This is a genomic window from Microbulbifer maximicatervae (SeqCode), assembly GCF_052467695.1.
Map to the genome: position 1 here is coordinate 3362235 of NZ_CP174320.1, position 25564 is coordinate 3387798.

Consider the following 25564-nt stretch of genomic DNA (forward strand, 5'->3'; position numbering starts at 1 on the left):
GTAAAATTATTCCCTAGAAGGCCAGCGAAATCTTATTCTTTTGACTGATGTTTGGTGAAAGGGTGCGCGGATATTAATATAAGCCTTGGCCGATTGCTAAAATATCACACCGGGATTATCCGGTGTGATATAGACGTGATTAGCTCATTTAGAGGTTCGTTATATATTGGAGTCTTGCTGCTTGCATGGTAGAGCCATAGGGTTCTAATCTATTTTTTCGTTGGGTCGTTTATCGATATTCATATTTTGACGAATGCCGGACTCTGCTAGTACAGATAAGAAAAAGTCATTTGGTGTAAATTCCAATAGGGTTGCCAGGGTGTAGTCAGCATCTTTAAGGACATCTGGGCTGCCTATGCCTACAGCCGTCATGCCATTTGCGGACTTAATTGCACTGACTCCAGCGGGGGCATCCTCAAAAGCAATACAAAACTCTGGATCAATTCCGAGACCTTTGGCGGCGGCTAGGAATATATCTGGTGCAGGTTTAGGTGCAGATTTTTCCGGGTCTGCAATAACAGAAAAGCAACGGGATATTCCCAGGGCTTCCAATACCGCCGGTGCGTTTTTACTCGCTGAGGCGAGGCCGACCGGAATATGCTGAGAATTTAACCATGCGAGCAGTTCACCGGCGCCCGGTAACAGGTCTGCGGGGGATAGGCTGCGGATTAATTCCTGGTAGCGGCTGTTTTTCCTTGCAGCCAGTGCAATTTTTGCTTCTTCAGTGTAATTCCTGCTTTTTTCCCCGAGAATTACCTCAAGGGAAGCCATTCTTTCCAGGCCCTTTAAGCGCTCTTCAGTATCCGCTGTCCAGGAAAGGTTGAGCCCTTCAGCCAGCTGTTGCCATGCGATCAGGTGGAGACGTGCGGTGTCTGCAATAACGCCGTCGAGATCAAAAATTGCTGCACGATAGATCATCAGGATACCTCCTCCATCGGTGCTATTTGAATGGTTTCTGTTTGCCCTGGTGTCTCCAGGAATAGAATTTGCTTGCCGTGATGAAGACTGAGTGCTTCACCTTTCACCAAGGTGTACCTGGCGCTGTAAGAATCGACATCGACTGCGATCGTGCGGCCACGGAATTGCAACCGGAAACGATAGCCGTCCATTCCATTGGGCAGATATGGATTGAAGTTGAGTTCATTGCCGTGCAGCCGCATGCCAGCAAATCCCTGGACCATACACATCCAGGTGCCCCCCATACAGGCAGTGTGTATACCGTGCTGGGTATTGTTGTGGTGGTTATCCAGATCCATTCGCGCAACTTGCTGGAAGTAGTTCAGCGCTTTATCCGGATACCCAACTTCACTGGCAATAATGCTGTGAATACAAGCGGATAAAGTGGAATCGTGCGTGGTGAGCGGTTCATAGAAGTCGAAATCCCGACGCTTCTGCTCAATTGAAAATTCTGAACTTTCCAGTAACAGGCCAAGAACGACATCCGCCTGCTTACAAACTTGGTGTCGATAGATCACCAGGGGATGATAGTGAAGTAACAGCGGGAATTGACCGGCTGGCGTTTCGGCAATATTCCAGCGGGGTTTGTTTAGAAAACTATCGTCTTGAGAATGTATACCCTGCTTTTCATCGTAGGGCAGATACATGCTTTCTGCGGCCTTGGCCCAGTTATCAATTTCCTGTTTGCCGAGTTGAATACGCTGGGTTAACTCATCGCACGCTGCAGGATCGAATGATTTTAACCACTGTAATACTTCAACAGCATATTCAAGATGGGCTTTGGCCATCAGGTTTGTGTAGAAATTATTGTCAACCAGGGCGGTGTATTCGTCTGGTCCGGTAACCTCATTGATACAGAACTGGTTGTCGCGAAGTGCGTTGAAGTGGCCAATCTCCAACCACATACGAGCGCCTTCTATCACGACTTCTGCGCCCTTGTTGCGCAGAAAATCGACATCACCGGTAACCCGGCAGTAATGTCGTACGGCGTAGGCAATATCCGCATTGATATGGTATTGCGCAGTACCTGCCGGGTAATAGGCTGAGCACTCCTCACCGCCGATGGTGCGCCAGGGAAACAGTGCTCCCTTTTGAATCGACATCTCCCTCGCTCTTTTTCGTGCGGCATCGAGGATTGAGTAGCGGTATTCCAGTAGGCCGCGCGCTAATTCGGGTTGGGTGTAGAGGAAAAACGGTAGTACATAGATTTCTGTATCCCAGAAATAGTGGCCGTCATAGCCGTCACCGGAAAGTCCTTTGGCTGCAATATTGGTATTGCCATCCCGACCTAGGGATTGGAACAAGTGGTACTGGTTGAAACGTACTCCCTGCTGCAGGGCATCATTTCCACTGACCTGAATATCGGACTCAAGCCAGAAATTGTCCATTTGTATACGCTGAGTTTCGACATGGCTCGCAAAACTTTTAGCCGCACAGCGCTCCAGGTAATGATGCAATTCGTCTGCTGATATCGGCTCAGCATTTTGCTGTGCAAAGTAAGCGACGTACTTGGTTAGGCGAATAGGGGTGTTGCGGCGGGCAGCAAAGCGATAGTCAACCGAGACGCAGTCTTCACTGCGGAGGTTATTGGACGTGTAATCGCTGTCACTCTCACAATGGTGCAGGGCTGCGCATCGTATAGAGAAGCCACTGCTCTTAACGGATAGAGGCAGGGCTAAATAACCATCTTCAGCTGTATTTTCCAGCCATTCGATATCTCCCCGATCAATAGGGGAGGCTAGGCGTGGGTCCTCACTGCGTTCTGCTTGGGCAAGGTCACCATCTAGGCAGGATTGCAGGTGTACCTCTCCGTCAAAATCGATGGGAGTGAGTTCCAATTGCAGAGCTAATAGGTTTTTCTCACTGAGGGAAACCAGGCGCTGCACTTTGAGTTCAATGGTTTTTCCTTTTGGGGAGCGCCAAGTGAGTTTTCTCTCGCTGATCCCCGCGGCCATGTCTAGGCGACGCTCGTAGTTGAGCAGCTCGCCTTGGGCGAGACTAAAGCGTTCTCCATCCAAGCTGATATAAATGGTCTTGCCGTCGGGAACCGTCAACATCCTCTGGTTGTTGCGCGCGTAGCCATAAGCAGACTCACCATAGGTGATAGGTTCGCTGGCGTAGACTCCATTCAGGTAACAACCATCCGTGAAGGGTTCTGGATCGAAACCCTCCTCAAAGGTACCGCGCAAGCCGATATAGCCATTTCCGAGGGAGAATAGGGTGGCATTGAGGCTGTAATCTTCGGGCTGGAAGGTGTCCTCCACCAAGTCCCAGGGGTGGATCTTGTGTTTGATTTGTTGTTTTTGCTTCATACCACTTTCACTGGATTGGAGATTGGGTCCTAGGGCCGGGCCTGCTGGGCCTTCGGCAACTGGCATTCAGTCTATCCGTAGTTGATGTCTTTTTGCAATCGATTGCAAGCCTGGGGTTAAGCCTGGCTGTTACCAGAATATAGACCTGATTTTCATTCCCGAAAAGTCTGTAAGTTACTGAAAAATAGAGGTTATTTTCTTTTGCTGGGTCAACTGCCAGTTGATTTGTGACTGATCGGCATAAGACATTCCCAAATTTTTATTGGTTTTTATGCAAGCGATTGCAATGTTTTGCCTGACTGATACATACTGGGTCCCTTCAGGCATTGGGGCGAAGTCGCCTTTCTCCACAAAGTCTGGGTAAAAAATGTACAATAACAGGTTGGTACGGCTGACTGCCTAAACCACAGAGCCAGATAGAATCCACTATGAAGAATCAGCGCATACTCTTATCTCTATTCGCTATCTACTTTGTCTTTGCCATTTTGTTGAACAGCGTAGGCACGGTGATCCTGCAGGTAATCAATACCTATGGGGTGAGTAAGTCTGCTGCGAGTGTGCTGGAGGGATTCAAGGATATCCCCATCGGTATTGTGTCTTTCCTGATTGCCTCCCAGCTTCCCCGACTGGGGTTTAAGCGGGCGATGCTGGCGGGGTTGGCAATCGTCACCCTGGCTTGTACAGCTATGCCCCTGTTACCCGGGTTTTGGACGGCGAAGTTACTGTTCTTGTCCGTGGGTGTTGCGTTCGCATTGGTAAAGGTTGCCGCATACTCCACCGTGGGATTACTAGCGCAGGGCCGCAGCGCACATGCGAGCCTTCTAAACACCCTGGAGGGGGTGTTTATGGTGGGGGTTCTCAGTGGTTACTGGCTGTTTAGCGCTTTTATTGATTCATCGAACCGAGGGTCGACTGCCTGGCTCAATGTCTATTGGGTGTTGGCGGTGGTCTGTGTGATTGCATTTGTATTGCTCTGGTGCACAGAGCTGGATGAATCCGGGGCGCGAATCGAAGAGGCTAGCCCGAAACAGGACTTTATCGCGATGATAAAGTTGATGGCCAAACCCCTGGTATACATCTACGTGATCTCCGTATTTTTCTATGTATTGATTGAGCAGGGGATAGGAAGTTGGTTGCCGACCTTTAATAATGAAATTCTTAAGCTGCCCGCTGCAATGAGTGTTCAGGCTGCAAGTATCTTTGCCGCAGGGCTGGCGTTGGGGCGACTTGGTGCCGGTGTGATGATGCGTAAAGTACACTGGTACCCGATGCTGAATGTGTGCTTAGTTGCGATGGGAGTACTGGTGGTCGTTAGCTTGCCCCTGGCGAGTAATATTGTGGCGAATCCCGATGTAAACTGGCTTAGTGCCCCAGTGGCGGCTTTTGTTTTACCGCTGATTGGCTTGTTTATGGCACCTGTGTACCCGGCTATCAATTCTGTGATGCTCAGTTCATTGCCCACCCACCAGCACTCTGCAATGACAGGTTTACTGGTGATTTTTTCTGCGCTGGGCGGTACAACTGGCTCACTGATTACCGGGTCGGTTTTCGAGGCCTTTGATGGCCAGGTGGCTTTCTACTTATCCCTGGTACCCATCACAGTAATTCTGATTACCCTGTTCTTTTTCCGTCGCGCCGTAGAGCGGGGGGATGAGACGCTTGAGGCCTCAGCCCCCCTGGCTGGGTAGCGGGGTGGTTTTACAAACTTGGGCGACGGGCCTAAGATGGCATTTTTCCCGCGAACAAGGTGAAGTACGCCATGCCCAAGGGGTCCTCCTCTCCCGTTTCCATGTCCGATATTGCTCGGTTGGCGGGAGTTTCTGAATCTACTGTTTCGCGAGCGCTGAACGATAATCCATTGATTAACGAAAAGACTCGCGAGCGTATTCAAAAAATCGCGAGCTCCATGAATTACAAAATCAATGAGAGCGCGCGAAACTTACGCCTGCAACGCAGCCATACAATTTCGGTTGTGATTAATACGGGGCGCAGTGGTGGCCAGACATTTTCTGATCCATTTATGATCGATATGATTGGTTCAATTGCCGATCGCCTCGCAGTGCATAAATACGATTTACTGTTTTCCAGCAGTATCGCCAGCCGCTCGGATTGGCATTCTTATCTGATGAGTTCCAGGCGGGCTGATGGCGTTATTGTGATTGGCCAGGGGGTGGACGATACCCCACTTCGTGATCTGCAGCAGCAGGGGGACCCTCTTGTTGTCTGGGGAGGGACCTCAAGGCAGGGGGCCGAATATTGCATCGTCAGTAGTGACAATCAAATGGGTGGGCGTCAGGCCACAGAGCACTTAATGAACTTGGGGCGGCGGCGAATTCTCTTTCTCGGCGACACAGCTCACCCGGAGGTCAATGGGCGATTTGAAGGTTACTGTGCCGCGCTCAATGAGGCTGATCTGTCTGGCACGACCAGGCAGTTGGCTGCAGGCTTCTCCAGTGAAAGTGGTTATCAATCCATTATCGACCTGGTTGCGCAGGAAGGGCTTAGTTTTGATGGCATTTTCGCCGCCAGTGACAGTATCGCTATGGGGGCGATAAAAGCGCTACAGGCCCGTGGCTATAAGGTGCCGGAAGATGTTGGCATAGTGGGTTTTGACGATATCCCAATCGCGCCGTTTTTTACCCCTCCTCTGACAACCGTGCGCCAGAACATCCACCGAGGTGGCGAATTGATGGTGGAGAAAATGATGGAACTTCTCTCTGGAAAACCGGCGATGCCAGATGTACTACCTACCGAGCTGGTAGTGCGGGGTTCTTGTGGTGCCAATCCGGATTACCAGCCTGTAGAGGAGTTCTTTCAAGACACTTCAGGTGACCGTTAGTCGCAGGCCCTCACCATTTTGTTTGCCAGCAGGGGCGTAGTTAGTGCCCCTGCCGTTTCCCAAGTTTGAGCCACACTTGTAAAACCGAACTCTGTGGCTGGACTCGAAACATGGCAGGTGAGAAAACTAAACTGACCAGAATTCAGGTACTGGGACTGTTTGCCCTAAGCTTGGCAATTTTTCTGATTGGAAATGACCTCACTGCGTTTTCCGTAGCAATTCCAGCCATCGAAAAAGACTTCAACTCCAATATCACCACCACCCAATGGATTATCAACGGCTATACACTGGCTTTTGGGGTGCTGCTGATCTCGGGCGGGCGTTTGGCGGATATGTTTGGCCGGCGTAAAATCTTTTTCCTCGGCATGGCCGCCTTTGCATTTTTCTCCCTCCTCGGCGGCATAGCTACCAATATTCCAATGCTGTTGGCGGCGCGGGGATTGATGGGGATCGGTAGTGCCCTTATGTGGCCGGCAATCCTGGGGCTGATCTACGGGATGTTACCGGAGGATCGCTCGGGCTTTGCCGGGGGCTTGGTGATGGGCATGTGTGCCGCTGCGAATGCAATTGGTCCGGTATTGGGGGGCATTCTTACAGACTTACTGAGCTGGCGCTGGATTTTCTTTATCAACTTGCCGGTGGCTGCATTGGCATTTTGGGTCTGCTGGAAGGTTATCCCGGATGACACACCGGAAAATGTCACTGAGCGTATTGATTACGGTGGTGTAATCACCCTGACCACATCGCTGTTTTGCCTTCTACTGGCGCTGGATTTAGTCGTGGATATCGGCTTTAAGAGCCCGGTGATTATTGTCTTGGCACTAGCCACCTTGCTGTTTATGGGGGCGTTTATCCTGGTTGAGCGCCATGTGGGCAGAGATGCGTTAATTCCCGTAGATGTAGCAACGAATCACGGTTTCTTTGCCGCAGGTATAGCTACCTTGTTGCTGTCTGTGGTGTTCTTTGCAGCCCTTGTATACGTTCCCCAATACTTGAGTAAGGTCCATAATCACTCGGCGATGTACTCGGGAATGGGGCTACTTCCTATGATGGTCTCATTTGGTTTGGTGTCTTTTATTGCCGGTGGGCTCTACGAAACGCTCGGTGCAAAAACGATTGTCTCAGCGGGCACCATTGCCATGTGTATCGGTATGTTTATGCTTTCTCATTTACATAAGGAAACAACTTTTTTGCAAATGGTACCGGGACTGGTGGTTCTCGGGGCGGGTATTGGCCTGTTTTACTCTGCTATTACCACTGCCGCAATTACGGTTGTAGCGCCGGAGCGAGCGAGCTTGGCGGGAGCAATTCTCTATATGTTTCAGATTGGTGGGGGAGCAATAGGCTTGGGTATGAATACCACAATTGTGGCAATGGCTCCTGATATCTCTACGGGGATTGATCGCGCTTTTACGGTTAATGCCTATCTGGCGATGGTGGGGCTGGTAGTGTGCCTTTTGTTTGTTTCAGGGAAGCCAGCGGATAGGGCTCCCCTGTCTGAGAAATGATTTATTGCTCGCTTAAATTTCTATTGCCTAATTCTGCAAAATTTACGTTCGTGATGATGCCATCAGTATTGTAACTGAGAATCAATACTTTTTGATAAGAGACCGGTTGGAAAATAGCCTTATTGGTTTGGCTATACATATACACTTTGGCTTTCTCGGATTTATTGCTGATCAGTGGGTACTGATATTCGCCAGAGGGTTTGCCCAATAAATCCAGAGCTTCGAGAATACTGGTTTGGCCTTCGCTGATAAGTGGTACTTTTGACTCATCAAAATCGGTGGAATCTTCAGCAAGAGAGCTGACAAAATCCTGCCCAACCAATTTATCGTTATAAAAGTAGAAACCCTGGTTACGGGTACCGCTAATATTTTCGCTAACCGCCTTTTTGCCAGTAGTGGGGTAAGCATAAGCGAGTGTTAAAATTTGTTGGTTGTTTTTTACAAACATGCCTTTTTCATAAGGCTTACCGAGCTTCTCTTTAATGGATTGCTCAGTATCCACGCCTAACGCTACCTCTTTTTCTCCCAGGGGTTTTGTGCCAATGCCGGTACATCCGGATAGCACAAATAGGGAAAAAATAACCGTTACCAGTCCTTTCACTACAACCTCCTGCACTGTATCTTCCAGGTTCCCTGTGGCCTGAAATATTCGGCGCATCCTACAATTCGCATGTTTTAATTGCCAGTGATTTATAAAGATGATCGATGACCCGAGATTACACTGCTGTAGTATGAATTGAGTGGGTATAGAGAAGTGCACGAATTTAGGCATGTCGTGCGCTTTTAGAAAATACAGCGTAGTGAATGACAGCGTAGTGAATGACAGCAGAAGAAGAACTCAGTTCCTGATACTGCCCCCTCATTCCATTATTTTTTTAAATAAAATTGATAGGCATTTTTTACCAGGACATTTTCTGCTTGTGCTTCATCGAGGGTGTCGCGAATTAATAAAATGTCTTCAGGTTTGAAGGGGCGCGGTGCCCTGGTAGAGGGAAGATCGGAGCCAAACATCAGGCAATGTGGGTTGGCCTGGTAGAGGTCGACAATTGCCGCTGCGGGGTCGAAATCCAGGCGGCCAAAGCCGCTCGCTTTTACCTTTACCCCTTTTTCTGCCAGTTTGAGCAAGATGGGAAAACCCTGCTTAGTGATTCCCATGTGATCGATAGAGGCGGCTGGTAACGCGATCAATTTATTATAGAGAGGGGTCAATGCAGAGGCTTCAACGTATAGTTCGACATGCCAGCCTGCCAAGTCAAAAACTCGCCGGGCAAGAGTATCGATAAAACCGATCTGTTCCGAGCCACCCCGTACCAAATTAAAGCGCAGGGCTCTGACTCCATGCTTGTGGAGTGACAAAATGGTGGTGTCGGGAGTGTCGGCGGATAGCTGTGTGACCCCAACATAGCTTTTGCCCAGCTTTTCCAGGGCATTAATAAGGTAGGTTTGATCCAGCTTCTGGAATGAGCCGGAAACTACAGCGCCCCCCACTAGCTGGTAGTTTTGTAACTTGAGTTGATAGTCGTCCACGGTAAATGTTGGCGGCAAGTAGCCGTGATTTGGGAATAGGGGGAACTTGGGATTTATGATGTGGAAGTGACTATCAAGTAGTCTCTGTTTTTGCTGTTCCATAGTCGGGTGTACCGTGCTCGCTTAGATTTCCTGGATGACTCTTACTCGATCTGCAAGAGCGCGCTGTGAGACGGGAATGTCCGGGGCGAATAGCTCCCAAGAGTGAATCACGCCAGGTCGAACATGGAGCTCTGTACTAACACCGGCATCGGTGAGTAATTGGGCGTATTGCATATCCTCATCGCGAAAAATATCTAGCTCGCCAACATCGATAAATGCTGGCGGTAGACCCTTGGCATCTTGCAGGCGGGCAGGGGCTGCATGAGGACTGACCGCAGGGCTGCCCACCTGATTGCCCAGGTAAGCGGTCCAGCCGGTGAGATTATCTTCATAGGTCCAGATAATAAATGGCAATAACTCGGGATCGGGAGTAACCGTCCTGTCGTCCAGCATTGGGTATAACAATATCTGCCGTGCCAGGGACGGGCCTTTTTTGTCACGGGCGACAATTGTCAGGGCTGCAGCCAGCCCCCCTCCGGCACTATCTCCCATGATGCCAATTCGCGTGGGGTCAATGGAGAGTTCCTGTGAGTGCTGTACCAGCCAAATGAATGCCCGATAGCAATCATCAATCGGTATAGGGTAGGGGAACTCCGGAGCCTTTCGGTAATTTACTGATAAAAATGGCACGCCGCTGGCAGCTACATATTTGGCGATGACCAAGTCGTACCGTGAGATATCGTGGCAGATGAGCCCACCGCCATGAATGTAGAGAATGGCGGAGCCTGGTTTGCTATTCTCCTTTTGGTACCAGCGTAACTGGATCTCCTCTTGGTCTGAACTCTTTAGGGTAAAGTCCCGAAAGGAAACATCTGATGGAAAACTGCGACCCTGAAATAGTGCTTGGGTGACCACGGCTCCATTCTTACGGCGAGTATTCACGTCCCCAATAGGCGCTTCTGCCAAGGTATCCAGCAAGTCGCCAAACTTGCCAAGGGCGCTTGAAAAGTCCGGGTCCAGGGAAAAGCTCATTGACGAGATCCTTATCGGAGTTCCTATCAGCTAGTGGTCCATAGCTAGATATGGACCTTTGCTAAATGTGGACCTTCGGCAGCGAAATGCCAGTACTTTTAGCTGGGTTCTGCGACACCGCTTTCAGCCACCAAGGTCTGAATAGATGTTGTCGAAGTTGACTGCACCTCTGATTTGTTCTCGCTGTACCGCTCGGTCAGATAGTTACCCTGGCCACGCAATAAAATGGTGGTTTTTACCAGCTCCTCCAGAACGTCAATCACCCGGTCCCGGAATGGGGAATCTTTGAGGTGCCCTTGTTCATCGAATTCCTGCCAGGCCTTGGCAATAGAGGATTGGTTGGGAATCGTAAACATGCGCATCCAGCGGCCGAGAACCCTCAAATTGTTGACGGTATTGAATGACTGTGAGCCACCGGAAATCTGCATGACCGCCAGGGTTTTTCCCTGGGTTGCCCGGCTTGCAGATTGGTCCAGTGGTAGCCAGTCGATCTGATTCTTGAAAACAGCCGAGACATTTCCGTGTATTTCCGGGCTAATCCACACTTGACCCTGGCTCCAGGCAGACCACTCGCGCAGTTGCTGCACCTTGGTGTGATCCTGGCTGGTGCCGTCGTAAAGAGGGAGGTCGACAGGGTCAAACAAGCGAACCTCGGCACCAAAATGCTGCAATATTTCAACAACCTGGTTGGCCAATAGACGCGAAAAGGAGTTGGGTCTCAGGGATCCGTACAACACCAGAATCTTGGTAGGGTCACCATTGGGAGGGGAGTCCACCAGGCGATTAAGAATATTGATGGGGGTGTGGTTCGGTAGCATCATGAGTTACCTCCAAATTTCTATATTTCTATAATAGTCGAAATATTAGGTAAAGCAAAGGTACATCAGTCTCAGTCGGGCCTTTCTGAATCCGCTTGGAACCGGCTAGTCGAATAACGGGTTCACAGGGAGTCAAAATACTGAGCCAGCATCGAGACTTAGGCTTCCTTTAGTTTCTCCAACACTGGAGGAGATAGGACAAACGGAAAGAGAGTCCAGCAGAGGTTGCTCCCAATTATTAGAGGGAGTGGGTACGTTTAAATGCCTCCCTGATGGACTACTTCAATATTGAATCCCTCTGATTGGCAAGGTTCTTCAAAGTACTTATTAACTTGTTTGAAGATCTCAGGGGTATCAAAGGCGGCTCGTTCTGGATGTGATTTTTGCCTTTGGGCAATTTGCTGTAAACATAATTTATCATCGGCTTTAAGATAGATTAATTGATGGGGAAAAAGGTTATCCAGAAATATCTCTTTGAACCAAGATCTTTGTTTTCTTGTATTGCCGGGAAAATCCAGTACTACCGAGATGCCACTCCTCAAGATATCCTGAGTATGTGACTTGATCATTGGTTTTAATCTTGCAGAATACTCTATGTAAGTGGAGAGTGAGCAGATCTCATGGGGATATAAATTAGACAGCCACTCATCTTCGGAAATAAGAATAGCTCCTGTAGTTTGTGCTATCTCCGCAGCTTTTGTACTTTTTCCTGCGCCCATCTTTCCACAAAATAAAAAGAGCATTCCGTTTTCTTTCACAGTTCTTTCCATTAATCTGATTAGAGAAAATTTCGACTATGGGAAAATAATGCCTGAAACTTTATGCTTGGTAAATAGTGGCAAAGGGAGCTCATGAAGTGGCGATTTAGCTAAGCATCAGGGAAATACCAGACTTGCGGTGGCCGAATATGCTTGAGGCCATCTAGATGGCTAGTATCTAAGACGTGGGAATCTTTACTGCCTTAGATACTTATATTCAGCCCAAAGGTGAGCCTGATATAGGTATTTCGTCTCTATGCAACAAGATACCGATTAACTGCGGCATTTGACAAACACCATTGAGTTTAACCAGCTTTGATCGGCATCAAAATCTTTTATCAGGGGGGCTTCAGTAACGCCTGTAAATTTTCTTAACCCATGAGAAATCATATAGCTTGGTATATAGGATGGCGGCTTTGCAGCTGTCAAATAGTTACAAACTTCCAGCTTCCTTGCGCCGCCCTGATCAAGAGAGTTAATGCTGGCGAATAGTTTTTTTCGATCTCCCTCTGGCATCGAATTAAATTTTTTATTGAAAATCACTCTTAATACATTGTGCCCGGTTTTGTCGCTAACCCTCTGTGTGTCGAAATAAGCAAAGGCACTGGCAACCATTAACAACTCAGCTGCCTCATCAAATTTGGATTGTTCGGTACATGTTTTGGCGGCAGCAGTAATATCTGTCGGTGTATGGGTAGATAGTACTGATGTGGCACTGATACATCCGAGAGGCGAAGTGGCTTGACTATCCTTACTGACATAGTTGTTGGCTTGCGCGCCCAAAACAAATGCGGCGAGTAGAAGAGCAAGAATTGGAGGCAGGATTTTGCTCATGATTCGAATTTCCTTTCCTTAGTGCCTCCTTAATCATAGACGCCGAAGTGCCAGTATTATCTCAACCACCTGAGAAATTTATTCGCCAGTTGGAGTGGGTTTTAGTGAGATTTGTTTAAAAATCTGAATTGGAGATGTCTAGGGCTAATCTCCTGCCAATGGGGGAAGAAGTGTGCTTTCATGCCGTTGAAGTACAGGAGACTTCAGTTAAAGCGTGCCGCTTGCAATTCTCTGGTGCTAAGCGGCACCTAGTAGCCATCAGCTCTTACAGAGTCGGATTTGTCGCAATTGCTATTAAGTTAGTTGAGAAATTACTCTGTGTTAGGTTGTGATTCTTGAGAAGCTTGGAATAGTGATTTTATCAGATTCTTGGTGATTTCTTTTTGGTGTTCAGCTCTCAGGTTCTTCATGTACGCAGACTCGTCGGGAACAACTATTTCAGGCAGTATTTCTTTCACTGCTGAGTCGCCATTCCATTCTACGGTCGCTCTGCTGTCGAAGCTGGTTCTGAACTTTATATATTTATCCTTATCGACAAATACATAGCTATTTGAGAAGTATTCAGCATCGTTTCTGTTGGTAAGTGTGAAAGATGACTTTTTTCCAGAATATAGCTTTTCACCGATTTTAAAACTGAAGTTTTCAATAGTCTCTGGTGATCTTGACTTGTAATGCCCTTGCTCTATAGCAAAGTCAACTTCATCTATAATATCGCCCATTTCAGTGGAGATGATTTCATCTGTATTTTCCCATGTGATGCTATCGATAGGGTATACATAGACATTGATAATATCGGTAGGATACTGCTTATTATCGTACTTTAGGGCAATTCCCAGCATGGGTTCATCGAAGGTGCTGCTTTCGGTGAGTACAAAGTTATCTGTTTCTTCTGGAGTGATCAGGTCTTGCTGATAATTGCTTGCATTTTGCGGTCGCATAGATCCACATGAGGCGATAAGAATACTACTCAATATGATAAGTGCCTTGCTTTTCATTCTCTCTCCTTGATAAGGCTGCTTTCCTGGGGCGGAAATTATAAGTTTCTATTTGTTCTATGAATGTAATATTTCAATAAGCCTACCACTCCTTGGGTACTCAATTCATCGTTTGGTAAGTATAAATATCTAAGTTGTACTCTTCTTATATCCTGAATCCGGCTTAGCTTTAAATCAACTCTACGCCTTAAGGGGAAGATTTCTTGTCGTCTATTTTTTTATCGATGTTAGCTGAAGAGTGTGATGCCGATTCTTTTAAAGTTGCCCCAATTATATTTTGAAACTTTCAATAATCTGAAAAGATGATTTAGATGTCCAAACTCCGCCCCTAAACCAGCTGATTTAACGTGCGTAATATCACTTCCAAGGTTGTGATTGAATCCTAAATACTGGAGGGATATTTGGCCTGTCATTTATGTTGGCCTTGTTACAAATGGGCAGATATTTACATAACTGCCTTAAGCTCGTAACTGATTGGTCATGCTCTGTAGCTACTATTTGGCGCCCCCCGCTTGCGGGTAGTTTTATGAATGTTTAATTCGGAGATGGATGTTTGTCAGTACTGAAAAGTGCGTAAATTATGAAAATGTAAAGTAGGGTAAATGACTAAAATTGACCAGTCAGTACTGTTGTAATTTAGCGGTTCACGACAGGTGTGCACGCTTGTTCCAATTGGTCAATTCAACTGAGGGGAAATACTTACTGGGATTTTTATTTTAGCGGTAACTATCAAGATACTTATCAGGAAAAGAATAATGCATAAAACAATTGGTTTGGTATCAAGTTTGCTTTTGAGTTTTTCGATGTCTGTTGTCGGCGAAATTGATGCTAGCGATGATAAAGTGAAGCGCCTGGATTTACAGGGGCAGATTGATACAAAGGCTCCCTTATCAAAGACCTTGTGGGCGGGAGCGCATAATGCCTATGCATCCTATCAGTGGGATCAGGGTGTATATACCGATGTAAACCAGTGGTACGCGCCGGAGAAATTATTCAGTCGGGGAATACGTCTGGTCGAATATGATACTTACCCCGCTTCCAATTTCAGCTCAACACCGCACCTGTGTCATATGGGCCTGGAAGAGGCCACTATGTGTATTTATATGTTTGGTACAGCCGCAACGCTGGGGGATGGGCTGGATGAGATTAAGGATTTTCTTGAAGATAATAACGATGAAGTCATATTCCTAAAGTTTGAGGCTTACGATTCTGATTACCACCAGAACTTCCGCAATAAGATTGGTGAGAAAATTGAAAGCAGGTTGGGGGATCTGGTATTTAAGCCTACCGACTGGGGCTATACAGAAGATGATTGCGCCTCCCTGCCGGCGCAAACACTGACTAAACAGGATGTGTTGGATGCGGGACGCAACGTTATCCTATTTATTCAGGTGCCCAGAGAGTATCCGCACACTGGTGATAACAATCTGTGTGATTACCATGACGAGTCAAACACATCGAAATTCAGACGCAATGTCTGGATCGGTGTGGATGAGATGGATGCATCTGGAAACCTCACTTCCAATGAGCCACTTGCACAAAATTCCAGCCAGTTAACAGCAGATATCGACGGTAATCCCAGCGCAACCAGCCACTACAACAATGGGAATTTAAGTGTCGCCCTGGATGCAACAACGGAATATAACAAGGATGACATCAAGTATTCAGGCAGTGAGATCCTGGAGAAAGCAGTATCTGGGTATAACATGCTTGAGTTGGCGCTGGTGGAGGCCAATGCGACCACTATAGGTGCTTCTAAAGCACCCCAGATTGAAGATTTTATGTGGTCTTGGCGGAATGACTCTCCCAGTGGTAACAATAGTTGCGCCTGGTTAAGTAATGACAGTGAAATTCGCGACTATAGCTGTAGTACGGAGCGAGTGTTTGCCTGTGTAGACGATGAGCGAAACTGGCACATCAGCAGTGCATCGGGAGCCTGGAGTGAAGGTTATTCCGCCTGTGAAGCTGATGGCTACCGCTATGGAATGCCTTATAACGCTTTGGAAAATGCCGCGCTCTATGCCAAGAGGAATTCAGAAGGTGTAACTACCTCGGTTTGGGTGAATTACTACGAACCATTTGATGGGTTCTGGATCGCCAACCAAGATAGTTACTCGGATTTTGGCTACATCAAAAAAGATGCCGTGGGGGGTACCGGAGGTGATGCGTTTGATTCAATCGACCTGGTAAAACGCAAACTGCTCGGCAGCGGCACTATGAATCTGAAATCTGTCCAGATTCGTTCCGGTGGCCGAATTGATGGTTTTAAAGCTTGCTATGAATTTAAGCAATCCCTAAGCCATGCCACAGCCAGTGATCATGAATACTGTATTGAATACGGTGATGGAGACGGTGGCTCGATGGGGAGTGTACTGAGTTTCAACTCCGCCAGCAGCGAGTATTTGGATGATGTTAAAATTTGTGTCGACGATGAAAAGCATGAAACGGGTAGTGTTTACTACCTTAAATTGACGTCGAGCAATGGCTCATCTATTTCCGGAGGCACTCAGCAGGGGACTTGTACAACTTATTCTTCCACTTCATCCCAGCAAATTTTTGCTTTCCACGGGCGCCACGGTGATGAAATCGATGCTTTGGGCGTGCACAAGTTGTCCAACAGCTTGGTAAATCCAGGGTACTACGCAACCGAGTGGCTGGACCTGGATGATCCCTCCTCAGGTGGCATTGATTATGAGAGCTTTAACGAACACAAGTCAGCGGGAAATATCAGCAATAGCTGTGCTGTCAGTGATGTTGCTGGTATTGAGGCAAGGGTTGTTGATACGAAGTTGGATTATTCCTTAACCGGCGAAAGCATGCATATAGGCGATATCGGCACTAATTACCGCTTCTTCTGTGCAACAGAGGATTGTAGTGACTACGAAGTAAAGTATTTCTTCTCTAACGCAGCCTGCCTACCTTAACGACTCACAATATCCCGGCGGTGAATATGCTGCCGGGATTCCTCTTACTACTCGCTCACTAAAGGAAGCTCTCTCGGCTGAATACGGGGATTTCGCCTATAGTCGAACTCAAGCAATGTGCGGTATCAATCGGCAGAGCGAAGCCCATGAAATATGACGAGATACATGAGGATCATGCTGATCCCCTGATCAACCAATTACATCGAGCAATAAAATATGCCGTTAAATTTCTCGCCATTCTTATGGTGTTGGTCATATTCTGGACCATTGCGGATGTCGTCTATGTGCTCTATGAAAGGCTTATGGAGACGCCATTCCTATTGCTGGATATGGAAGATATCCTCGAGACTTTTGGGGCCTTTCTCGCCGTTCTTATTGCCATTGAAATTTTCACCAATATCCGACTCTACCTGGGTACAAATGTGATACCGGTGCAATTGGTATTGGCTACAGCCTTAATGGCTGTAGCTCGGAAGGTTATTGTGCTCGACTTGAAATTTGTTAACGCGGAGCAAATAGTCGGTATTGCCCTGGTGACTATCGCCCTGGGAGTTTCCTACTGGCTGGTGAGGGAAAAAAGTAATAAACCTGGTTAGTACTTGTGAGTTTTTGTCCTTGATAATGCTCACTTTATGATTTTATTTTTTGTATTTATATAGTTGGCTAAAATAGAATCATATCGTTAACTGCATTAATAGCTACTTACAATAGTTAGCCCGAACTAAGAGAGCCGGGCATTTGGCTGAGTGCCAAACCCACGATAAACCTTATTAATGAATAGGTCTTTCTGCTTCAACCGCACAAGGTGGTTGCAGGTTGTTACTGCGAAAGGTAGCTGCACTAATCCTTGCTTCTGGCCAATGGGAACTAGTGCCATTAGTGGGTTTCGTTTATAGCCTTTGATACTTTTTCCTTTTCTATTTCTAGCGATGGCCTTTGCCAGGTATTCACCTTGCTGAGAGGCGAGGTAGCCCAGTTTGGCCTCACCAATATCGGCAATATCTCCGAGTGCATACAAGCTTGGTTCGTCAATAACTTGAAGTCTGTTATCGACTTTCACAAATCCCCGCTCATTAAGGATATGCGCTAAGTGCGGTTTAAGGTAATCATTGTTGGGTAGCACACCAGTCGCTTCAAAAACCAGGTCTGCATCGCTGGCTTGGCCGCTGTTGAGATCGATATAGCAGCCATTCTGATATTGGTAGCGGCTGTTAAACTGAATTTCTACACCTAAATTCTCTAATTGTCTCTGGGCTTTGATTTGTGCTTTAGGCTTGAAGTTGTCCAATAAGACCTCTTTATTGTGTGCCAGAATTACTTGAGTTCTCGGCATAGCGTGTGCGATCTCTCCTGCCAATTCGACACCAACGACCCCTCCACCTATCACCATGACTTTCCTTGCTTGTTTCAGTCGCTGATGCTCGTTCAACAGTTCTTGGTTTCTGGATTGAATATCCATTGCGCAAAGGGATTTGGCCATTGGCATACTCGGATATCGGGTGCCGGAAGCGAGTATGGCACTGTTGAAATGTAACTCTGTTCCATCTGCCAAACGCGCTGATTTCGCAGACATTTCCATTACATCCCCTGAATGAAGCGGCCATAGAAAAAGTCCCTGTAGTACTTGCGCGCTTGATTCCCGGTGCTGGATGGATCGGTTACATTGCGCAAGGTGGCAAAAGTGACTTCGAAATAATCTTTTTTGTCTACCAGAATGGTATGGACGCCATTTCTTTCCAGTGCTTGTGCGACAGACACACCGGCGAAACCACCGCCTACTATCAATACTTCCGCTTCAATTACCATATTTTTCAACCATTAGAGGGTGTACAGGTCATTTGAATCCATTTTATGGTGTAGCGAATATGCTGTTAATGTGTGATTATGAGACTCTGATGTGCATATTTGCACATGCTGAGCATGGGGGGCTTGAGGTAAATAATGGATAAATGGACTGAGTTAAGGACCGCTTACAAGCTGGCCAAGCTTGGCACTCTGAGTGCAACGGCCCAGGAGATTGGTATCCACAGGTCCACCGTGATGCGCCATATTAATGTACTGGAGGAGAGCCTTGGGGTTGTACTATTTCAGCGCAATGACAAAGGCTATATTCCAACGGAGGCGGGGCTGGAGGTTATGCGACTGGGAGCGGTGACGGACAGCCATTTTTCTCAGTTGTCCTCGCGGTTACAAAGCAAAGAGCAGAATTTGCAAGGCAACCTCACCATCACCTCTGTCGGCGAATTGGTAGACCTGTTGATGCCGCTCATTAGGCAGTACCAGGCCCAGCACCCAGGTATGCTTGTCAATTTAATCGGGGACCTGCGCAATTTTAACCTGGAGTACGGTGAAGCTGATATTGCAATTCGTGTCGGTGAGAAACCAACGACACCCGATAATATCGTGCTGCCATTTTTCACTACAGAGTTCGTTTTCTATGCTCACAAATCCTATATTGAAGAGTATGGGCTTCCCGATAAAAGTAATCTTCAAGAGCACAGGTTTTTGGCTCTAGGTGATCGCCCGTTACACTTTGACTGGAATGAATGGATTTATAATCATATTCCCGATCAAAATATTGTGCTGACTGCTTCCAGTCAGCAAATTCTTAACCCGGCAGTGCTTTCAGGCTGCGGTATTGGCGCCATGCCGAGAATCCTGGCTAAAAAATTTGAAGATATTATTGAGATTCCTACGCCTGAAAGCTGGCAAGTCTCAACTTGGATACTTGTTCATCGCGATATGTTTAACATGCCAAAAATCCGTGAGTTTCTTAGCATCTTAAAGCTCTGGCGAAAATGAACAATACCAAGTGCCAGCCCAGAGAAAATCATAATAGCGGCCATTAACTTTTCTGAACCAATCGATTCGCCAGTTAATAACCAACTGAAAAAAAGTCCAAAAACGGGGCAGAGTAAACCTAAAGGCGCAACAGTAGACAGCGGGTACTTAACGATTAACCGGTTCCAGAACCAGTATCCCAGCAGGGTGGTTGGGTAGGCCTGAAACAATATGGAGAAAATTAACTTTCCACTAAGGTTGTTTTGAATTTCATAAAATATATCCGCACCATTTTTAATATAGGTAGCAGCGAACAGTGGTAACGGTGCAAAAAATAGCCCCCAGACAATAAAGCTAAATACTTGCTGTGTGCCACTGGCCTTTACAATGAGCCCACTGATGCTCCAGCTGGTAGCCGCTATTAGGATAAGTGCAATACTGATAAGGGGCACAGTGCCATCTTCAACCATCAAACTTAGCAACAGCCCTCCCAAGGCAAGTAGAGCCCCAAGAGCTTTCTGCGGGATAATCTTTTCTTTCAGGAATACCCAGCCGAATAGTAAGCTAATCGCAACATTTACTTGCAAAAGAAGTGAGGCCATTCCCGCAGAGAGTCCGCTAGAGATTGCCCAGGTGGCCATCCCCCAAACCCCACAGCCAAAAGTCAGGCTGTAGGCCAGAACGTACTTCCAGCTGACTGTCGGCCTGGAAACGAAAAGCACTGCCGGAAAGGCTGCCAAAGAAAAGCGTAAAGCCACCAGAAGGAGTGGGTCCAGATCTTCCGTTCCCATCTGAATAACAATGAAGTTGAATCCCCACATTGCCATTAGTAGCACACCAAGTAATAAATCCGAGTACCGCATCAGCCCCTCCAATTTGTCTCGGGGCTAACTATCCAAGAAATGAAAAAAGGTATACAGATGCAATTTTTGTATAAAATAGGTATACAGTTTGGGCGGAGGCGGAATCGGAGAGGGGATAGGTGCGGTATAAAGAGCTTGCCGAACGCTGTATAGAGGATATTCAGTCAGGGAGAATACCAAGCGGTCATAAACTACCGTCCCTCAGGCGGTTCGCTGCACAAAACGAAGTGAGCCTGACAACAGCCCAAAGCACCTACTACTTGCTGGAGGAACTCGGCTGGGCGAAGGTTCGACCGCAATCTGGATTCTTTGCCTCAGTTCCTCCCAGCAGTAACCCGCCTCCCATAATGCCCGCATTCACCTGCCGAACAACAGATCCAGTAAATCACGATTGCTATTTCCGTGGGTTGGGAACAGGGCCATTGGGTGTTGCGTCTTTATCTCCAGAGCTATTGCCGTTAGATTCCCTGGAGCGCAGTATGCGGCGGGCAACCCGAGAGGCTGGCGCCAGTATGCATGGCTATCCGGTTTCCTCTGGGGAGCCGCTTTTGCGCAGTGCGCTTAGCGCACACTTTGCCAGCTATGATTTGCATTTCTCTGCCAATGAATTAGTAGTGACGAATGGTTGTATGGATGCCGTCCGCACGGCGATTGCCATTACGACTAAGCCCGGTGAAGCGGTTGCGATCAGTTCTCCTTGTTACAACGGTCTTCTTAATCTGTTGGCTTTGATGGGGCGAAAAGTTGTTGAGATACCGACTGTTGAAAACGGCTTAGACCTCGCACAGCTAGAGCGCTATATGCAGCAGGGACTGGTCCAAGCGGGTCTTTTTAGCAGCAGTCATATGAATCCTACGGGTGTGTCCCTGAGCTCGGAGCAGAAAGAGAACCTGGCCGCACTGGCTGGTAAATATCGGATTCCAATTGTCGAGGATGATGTGTATTTGGAGCTCGGATTTCAAAGAAGTCTGCCCATGCCCGTGCGCTACTGGGACCGGAGCGGGTATGTGCTTTGGTGTGGCTCTATCTCCAAGACACTGAGCGCAGGCTATCGACTGGGGTGGTGCTTACCAGGAAGGTATCGAAAACAATATGAACGCTATCGATTTACCGAAAGTTTCGGTGTGAACTTGCCCGTCCAATTAGCGGTAGCTGATTTCATCGGTACCAACCAATACTCCCGTCATCTGCAGGGGCTCAGGCAAAAACTTTCCTTCCAGGTCGCATCCTATCGCAACTACTTAAGTTCATCCTTGCCCGATGAATCGCGTATCAGTGACCCCCATGGAGGAATGGTGATTTGGTTGCAGATCCCAGGGTTGGACAGCTGGAGTCTTTGCCGTATGGCTTCCGAAGAAAATATAGCCTTGTTGGGCGGTGCAGATTTCAGCACGCTTGATCTCTACGGTGATTGTGTGCGGGTGAATTGTGGTTGGCCGCTTGAAAGTAAAGATGGAGGGAAGACTGAGGCCGGATTTCAGCTGGAACGTTTTATCGAGTTAACTCACTCATGCCGATAATTAATATTATTCAGATATTCACAACCTTGGAAGAAGGTACCTGAACTTTCATATCGTTACACTGCTTTTGATAGTTTTTTTTCCTCTGCTAGAATCCGCGTCCCTTTTAGGATGATTGTTCACGGAGGACATCTAATGAAAACTCTTGCCACTTTTACAGCAGCGATTGCTATTGCCGGTGCGGTTCCCGCTCAAGCAGAACAGACTTTTGAACTGCCTAAGTTTAGTCAGTGTTCTGTAGCAGCTTCTGCAAGCAATACTAATGATCGCGAGGTTTATCGCATCTTTTCAGACTTCTATTATGAAATAGAAGACTCTCGAGAGTATGCAGTTAAGGCTGTGCAATACTGGGCTGAAAGCTTTGCAGAAGACTGTGCCGGGGAGACAACTCAAGTCAGCCTGGATATGGTTCAGTGTGATAATTTTATTGGCGGTGCGCCGGTTTGCAGAATAGAAAGTGATGAAGGTGATTACGTCATTGTGAAAGACTATGTTGATTCAACCAACGTAGTACTCTCTCAGCATGATCAACAGAATTGGCCAGGAATACATTCTTCGAATGATCAGGAAACCCTGTGGATGGCCAGACCTGAACTCTGCTATAGCGAGCTTCTGGAAGGCGGCGGTGACTCTCAAGCATATTACTTGGACACCTACAGCTATCGCTACTTTGGTGATTATCGCTATGTATTGGCAAGGGGCAGCCGAGACTTGGTGCAAACTCTTGAAAGCCAATACAGTCAGTGTGAATACGACACTTCGGGAATCGAAGCCTATAAAATGCAGTGTTCTGAGACTTCCCAGGGGACGAAGGTGTGCGCAACTGCACATACTGGCGCCGGCTATTTCGTATTCGTGAGTGACGATCATCACGGCATGCACGTTATTTTCAACCGCTGGGACTGATTACACTATTAGTCCACTTATACAGCGCCTCCCTGTAAGGGGAGGCTCCTGATTGCGAACCCTAATTAGCTTGCTCTATACAGTGCGCAGAGCTTATTGCCAGCAGGGTCTCGTAAGTAGGCGAGGTAGATTGGGCCTACGGCGCTATCCCGTACGCCTGGGGGCTCTTCGCAGCTGGTACCACCGTTGGCAATACCTGCAGCATGCCAGGCATCAACCTCTTCAGAACTGTTTACTGTAAAGCCAATAGTGCTGCCGTTGCCATGGCTTGCGGGCTCCCCATTGATGGGTTTGGTGATGGCAAAAATACCGTTGTCATTAAAATAGAAGCAGCGGCCACGATCATCAATAGTGCCGGGTTTGTAACCCAATATTCCGAAAGTGGAATCGTAAAATACCTTTGATTCCTCGATATCGTTGGCCCCGACCATAATATGACTAAACATTGATGTCACCTTAAATTAATTTTAGGGTAGTTGTGCGTGAAAGATTGTATACCAATACTATTAAACATCAATGAATAATCATTCACTCATTGCCTGATAGAATTGTTCGTATATCCGTTACCTCCAGGCTGTACCTCTCAGGGTGTGTGGACTGGTGCAGCTTTCTATCTATTGCGGTTTATATATGAGATGCCTCACAGATATATTAAATATTGTGCGATTCAATGATCATTAATATTTATTTTAAATTCTGTTGTTGATAATAATGTGGTGGCTAATTCGGGTGATATCGGATTTCTTATCGATATTTTTTTGCTTGACTGACTGGTGTTTGTTTTTTGTTCTGCTTGATAGATTGTATTTTCTGGTTTGGTTTATTTTTATTGTGGTATATAGGTTGATAGTGTGAATTTTAAGGGGTTAAAATTCTGGAGGTTTGATTTGATAAAAAATAATAAATGGTTTTCGCTTAAAGGTTTACTTTGGGTGTAAATTGCGCCAATTATTTCATTAAAAAATTTAATTTTATGGTCAGGTTAAGCTGTCGGCCGTATTTTTTAGGGATAAAAAATGAAGCGTCGAGATCTATTAAAGGCTGCAGGTGTAATGTCTGCATCACCGCTTATGGGAGTGGCATCAGCTAAGGCTGGAACAAGTAATGCTTTGGATGGCTCTAGTTTCCCAGAGTCAATAATGGTTGGTGATCTATCAGATTCCTCCGGAGTGCTCAGTGTAATACAGGGAATCTTACCCGATGATGTTATTGGCCATCTTCTTATGGCTGAGGGTATTCCACTGGCGTCCAACCATCTTACACCTAATGGAAAGGGAGCTTTGACCCGGCTCGACTTTACTGGGCGGAGCAATAACAGTGAAGTTCCCTATACCCGAAAAATGATACGTACCGCGTCTGCGATAATGCAGGAGCAGGATTTAACAGGCTTTGATAAATTCAATTTGTTAGGTGGGACAATATACTCAAGCCCGAATCTGGGATTTATGAACTACTGCAATACGGCCCCCAACTATATGGGAGATAACCGTTTTGCAATGAGTTATGAAGGGGGTATGCCCTATGAGTTTGATGCTACAACTCTAGAGATGGTAACCCCTATTGGAGAAGTGAATGAATGGAAGTCGAGCTTACCTCCGCTGCTTGAAAATCTAACCCCAGAAAAGTGGCTATTTCCCCAGGTTCGGACCACCGGTCACCCTTTCTTTGATCTGGAAACAGGTAACTGTATCACCATCAACTATGGTGGAAATATTGGTGATTCTGGTAGCTCAGGATTTATTCGATTAATTCGCTGGGATCGAGAGGGTGCATTTGAAAGTTGGAAAATTCGGGATCGCCAGGGTAACAACGCCTATATTGCTGCAAGCTCACACTCTCTTGGAGTAACGCGAAATCATATCATTGTCTTTGAAACTGCAGCGAGAGTTGAATCTACCCGAATTATTGGAACACGAATTGTTCTGCCTCAAGAACACCGGACCCGGTGTTGGGTTATTCGGAAGGCCGATATGGTGCCGGGTGCTGATACTATTATCGCAGATTACCTGGAGCTCGGCTTTGATACTTCGGACATTGTCTGCAACTACGATGACAATGCGGGTGAGATTACCCTGTATGGCCAATATATGGGGGCAATGGATAAATCTGAGCAGTTATTCCGCTTTGAAATCCTGCAGAAGGGAGGTTTGGTACCCAAGTGGTTGTCCGGATACCCTGCAGCACCGCTGGATGTTGGAGGTTTGGTACGTGCCCGGATTCGAGTTAACTCAAATTCAGCTATTGAGATAAAAGAAGATTACCGGGTTATTCGGGATGATGCGCTTTCCTGGGATATGAATGATCCGGCTTACCGTGGGCACTTCCAGTTCCCTGAAACCTTTGAGCACCTTTATTGGGCTGCTGTGGGTTACAGGCCTGACCATATATCTATGCGGGTTTCCTGGGCATATCGCGATTATCCTGAGCGCCACTACGGCTATTGGAATATGCCTGAAGAAAGTCGTCCCTCTGCCTTGATTCATATGGACTGCGTCAATATGAAAATTGCGGATGCCTTTCAGTTCCCAGAAGATTGCGTAATGCGTACACCGCAATTTATGGCCCGCCCGGGCTCCACGGCCCAGAACGACGGTTATGTGATTGCAGCAGTTGTACGCAAATATCCAACGACATCCGATTCCAATGGTAAAGAGTTTTGGATTTTTGATGCGGCACGTCTCAGCGGTGGGCCAATTTGTATCCTAGCTAACCGATCACTGGAATTTGCAACCACGAATCATGCACTGTGGGTGCCATCCATTGGTCGTCGCCCTTTATCGGCCTACCGGTCAAATTACGCTGATTTTCTTCGCAGTAAGGCGCCTGATCACAGCAGTAATGTTCGGGACATCATCGATGGGGAGCTACTTCCCCGTTTTGGTTGATTTATCCAGTCTAAGTTAATGCAATAAAGGGAATTTAGGTATGTGTGCAGAAATAATAACCAA

22 protein-coding genes are annotated in these 25564 nt (G+C 47.1%); 9 read left to right on the forward strand and 13 right to left on the reverse strand.

Annotated elements, in window-relative coordinates; genetic code table 11:
* Nucleotides 1-204: 204 nt before the first annotated feature.
* Together pgmB and ACJJI8_RS14910 are read right to left on the reverse strand one after the other, a co-directional pair.
* On the reverse strand, nucleotides 205-918 hold the full coding sequence (gene pgmB / locus ACJJI8_RS14905) for a beta-phosphoglucomutase (RefSeq protein ID WP_444932820.1): 714 nt from the start codon (nucleotides 916-918) through the stop codon (nucleotides 205-207).
* Entirely contained in the window at nucleotides 918-3335 is a 2418-nt protein-coding gene (locus ACJJI8_RS14910) for a glycoside hydrolase family 65 protein (RefSeq protein ID WP_444932821.1), read from the reverse strand. Before ACJJI8_RS14910 ends, pgmB begins: the two co-directional genes overlap by 1 nt.
* A 362-nt stretch (nucleotides 3336-3697) precedes the next feature.
* On the opposite strand from ACJJI8_RS14910, the gene ACJJI8_RS14915 reads away from it, so the two are divergent.
* From ACJJI8_RS14915 to ACJJI8_RS14925, 3 genes are all read left to right on the forward strand, one after another.
* Nucleotides 3698-4957: an MFS transporter gene (locus ACJJI8_RS14915; protein ID WP_444932822.1), complete on the forward strand. Its 1260-nt coding sequence runs from the start codon at nucleotides 3698-3700 to the stop codon at nucleotides 4955-4957.
* Between the two features lie 71 nt (nucleotides 4958-5028).
* The gene (locus tag ACJJI8_RS14920; protein WP_444932823.1) at nucleotides 5029-6108 is read left to right on the forward strand and encodes a LacI family DNA-binding transcriptional regulator; all 1080 of its coding nucleotides are present in this window, start codon (nucleotides 5029-5031) and stop codon (nucleotides 6106-6108) included.
* Between the two features lie 110 nt (nucleotides 6109-6218).
* Nucleotides 6219-7616, forward strand: a complete 1398-nt coding sequence (locus tag ACJJI8_RS14925) for an MFS transporter (RefSeq protein ID WP_444932824.1) — start codon at nucleotides 6219-6221, stop codon at nucleotides 7614-7616.
* Nucleotide 7617: 1 nt separating this feature from the next.
* Here ACJJI8_RS14925 and ACJJI8_RS14930 read toward each other — a convergent pair whose 3' ends face one another.
* The 7 genes from ACJJI8_RS14930 to ACJJI8_RS14960 all read right to left on the reverse strand — a co-directional run bounded on the left by ACJJI8_RS14930 (nucleotide 7618) and on the right by ACJJI8_RS14960 (nucleotide 13622).
* Nucleotides 7618-8118, reverse strand: a complete 501-nt coding sequence (locus ACJJI8_RS14930) for a hypothetical protein (protein WP_444932825.1) — start codon at nucleotides 8116-8118, stop codon at nucleotides 7618-7620.
* A gap of 365 nt (nucleotides 8119-8483) precedes the next feature.
* Complete coding sequence (locus ACJJI8_RS14935; protein ID WP_444932826.1) at nucleotides 8484-9245, reverse strand: amidohydrolase family protein; 762 nt, start codon at nucleotides 9243-9245, stop codon at nucleotides 8484-8486.
* 21 nt (nucleotides 9246-9266) lie between these two features.
* Nucleotides 9267-10217 (reverse strand): alpha/beta hydrolase, encoded by a 951-nt coding sequence (locus ACJJI8_RS14940; protein ID WP_444912734.1) that lies wholly within the window; start codon nucleotides 10215-10217, stop codon nucleotides 9267-9269.
* Between the two features lie 98 nt (nucleotides 10218-10315).
* Nucleotides 10316-11038 carry an arsenical resistance protein ArsH gene (arsH, locus tag ACJJI8_RS14945; protein WP_444932827.1) on the reverse strand — a complete coding sequence of 241 codons (723 nt, stop codon included), beginning with the start codon at nucleotides 11036-11038 and terminating at the stop codon, nucleotides 10316-10318.
* A 254-nt stretch (nucleotides 11039-11292) separates the two neighbouring features.
* Nucleotides 11293-11793 carry a P-loop nucleotide/nucleoside kinase family protein gene (locus ACJJI8_RS14950; RefSeq protein ID WP_444932828.1) on the reverse strand — a complete coding sequence of 167 codons (501 nt, stop codon included), beginning with the start codon at nucleotides 11791-11793 and terminating at the stop codon, nucleotides 11293-11295.
* 273 nt (nucleotides 11794-12066) lie between these two features.
* A complete protein-coding gene (locus tag ACJJI8_RS14955) occupies nucleotides 12067-12627 on the reverse strand; it encodes a hypothetical protein (RefSeq protein ID WP_444905652.1) in 561 nt (186 codons plus the stop codon).
* A 311-nt stretch (nucleotides 12628-12938) separates the two neighbouring features.
* The gene (locus tag ACJJI8_RS14960) at nucleotides 12939-13622 is read right to left on the reverse strand and encodes a hypothetical protein (RefSeq protein WP_444932829.1); all 684 of its coding nucleotides are present in this window, start codon (nucleotides 13620-13622) and stop codon (nucleotides 12939-12941) included.
* 755 nt (nucleotides 13623-14377) lie between these two features.
* Between ACJJI8_RS14960 and ACJJI8_RS14965 the strand changes: the two genes are divergently transcribed.
* Both ACJJI8_RS14965 and ACJJI8_RS14970 read left to right on the forward strand, forming a co-directional pair.
* A complete protein-coding gene (locus ACJJI8_RS14965) occupies nucleotides 14378-16546 on the forward strand; it encodes a jacalin-like lectin (RefSeq protein WP_444932830.1) in 2169 nt (722 codons plus the stop codon).
* A gap of 146 nt (nucleotides 16547-16692) precedes the next feature.
* Nucleotides 16693-17142, forward strand: coding sequence for a phosphate-starvation-inducible PsiE family protein (locus ACJJI8_RS14970; RefSeq protein ID WP_413665304.1), 450 nt, complete (start codon nucleotides 16693-16695; stop codon nucleotides 17140-17142).
* A gap of 125 nt (nucleotides 17143-17267) precedes the next feature.
* Here the strand turns inward: ACJJI8_RS14970 and ACJJI8_RS14975 are convergent, their stop codons facing one another.
* Together ACJJI8_RS14975 and ACJJI8_RS14980 are read right to left on the reverse strand one after the other, a co-directional pair.
* A complete protein-coding gene (locus tag ACJJI8_RS14975; RefSeq protein ID WP_444932831.1) occupies nucleotides 17268-18119 on the reverse strand; it encodes an FAD-dependent oxidoreductase in 852 nt (283 codons plus the stop codon).
* A gap of 5 nt (nucleotides 18120-18124) precedes the next feature.
* Complete coding sequence (locus tag ACJJI8_RS14980; RefSeq protein WP_444932832.1) at nucleotides 18125-18352, reverse strand: FAD-dependent monooxygenase; 228 nt, start codon at nucleotides 18350-18352, stop codon at nucleotides 18125-18127.
* A 135-nt stretch (nucleotides 18353-18487) separates the two neighbouring features.
* On the opposite strand from ACJJI8_RS14980, the gene ACJJI8_RS14985 reads away from it, so the two are divergent.
* A complete protein-coding gene (locus ACJJI8_RS14985) occupies nucleotides 18488-19348 on the forward strand; it encodes a LysR family transcriptional regulator (protein WP_444932833.1) in 861 nt (286 codons plus the stop codon).
* Here the strand turns inward: ACJJI8_RS14985 and ACJJI8_RS14990 are convergent.
* The gene (locus tag ACJJI8_RS14990) at nucleotides 19279-20190 is read right to left on the reverse strand and encodes an EamA family transporter (RefSeq protein ID WP_444932834.1); all 912 of its coding nucleotides are present in this window, start codon (nucleotides 20188-20190) and stop codon (nucleotides 19279-19281) included. The genes ACJJI8_RS14985 and ACJJI8_RS14990 overlap by 70 nt on opposite strands.
* A gap of 119 nt (nucleotides 20191-20309) precedes the next feature.
* Between ACJJI8_RS14990 and ACJJI8_RS14995 the strand changes: the two genes are divergently transcribed.
* Both ACJJI8_RS14995 and ACJJI8_RS15000 read left to right on the forward strand, forming a co-directional pair.
* Complete coding sequence (locus tag ACJJI8_RS14995) at nucleotides 20310-21710, forward strand: aminotransferase-like domain-containing protein (protein WP_444932835.1); 1401 nt, start codon at nucleotides 20310-20312, stop codon at nucleotides 21708-21710.
* Between the two features lie 135 nt (nucleotides 21711-21845).
* Nucleotides 21846-22616, forward strand: coding sequence for a hypothetical protein (locus ACJJI8_RS15000; RefSeq protein ID WP_444932836.1), 771 nt, complete (start codon nucleotides 21846-21848; stop codon nucleotides 22614-22616).
* A gap of 65 nt (nucleotides 22617-22681) precedes the next feature.
* Here ACJJI8_RS15000 and ACJJI8_RS15005 read toward each other — a convergent pair whose 3' ends face one another.
* A complete protein-coding gene (locus ACJJI8_RS15005) occupies nucleotides 22682-23062 on the reverse strand; it encodes a VOC family protein (RefSeq protein ID WP_413665310.1) in 381 nt (126 codons plus the stop codon).
* Between the two features lie 570 nt (nucleotides 23063-23632).
* Here ACJJI8_RS15005 and ACJJI8_RS15010 point away from each other — a divergent pair.
* Entirely contained in the window at nucleotides 23633-25501 is a 1869-nt protein-coding gene (locus ACJJI8_RS15010) for a carotenoid oxygenase family protein (RefSeq protein WP_444913443.1), read from the forward strand.
* The last annotated feature ends 63 nt before the right edge of the window (nucleotides 25502-25564 follow it).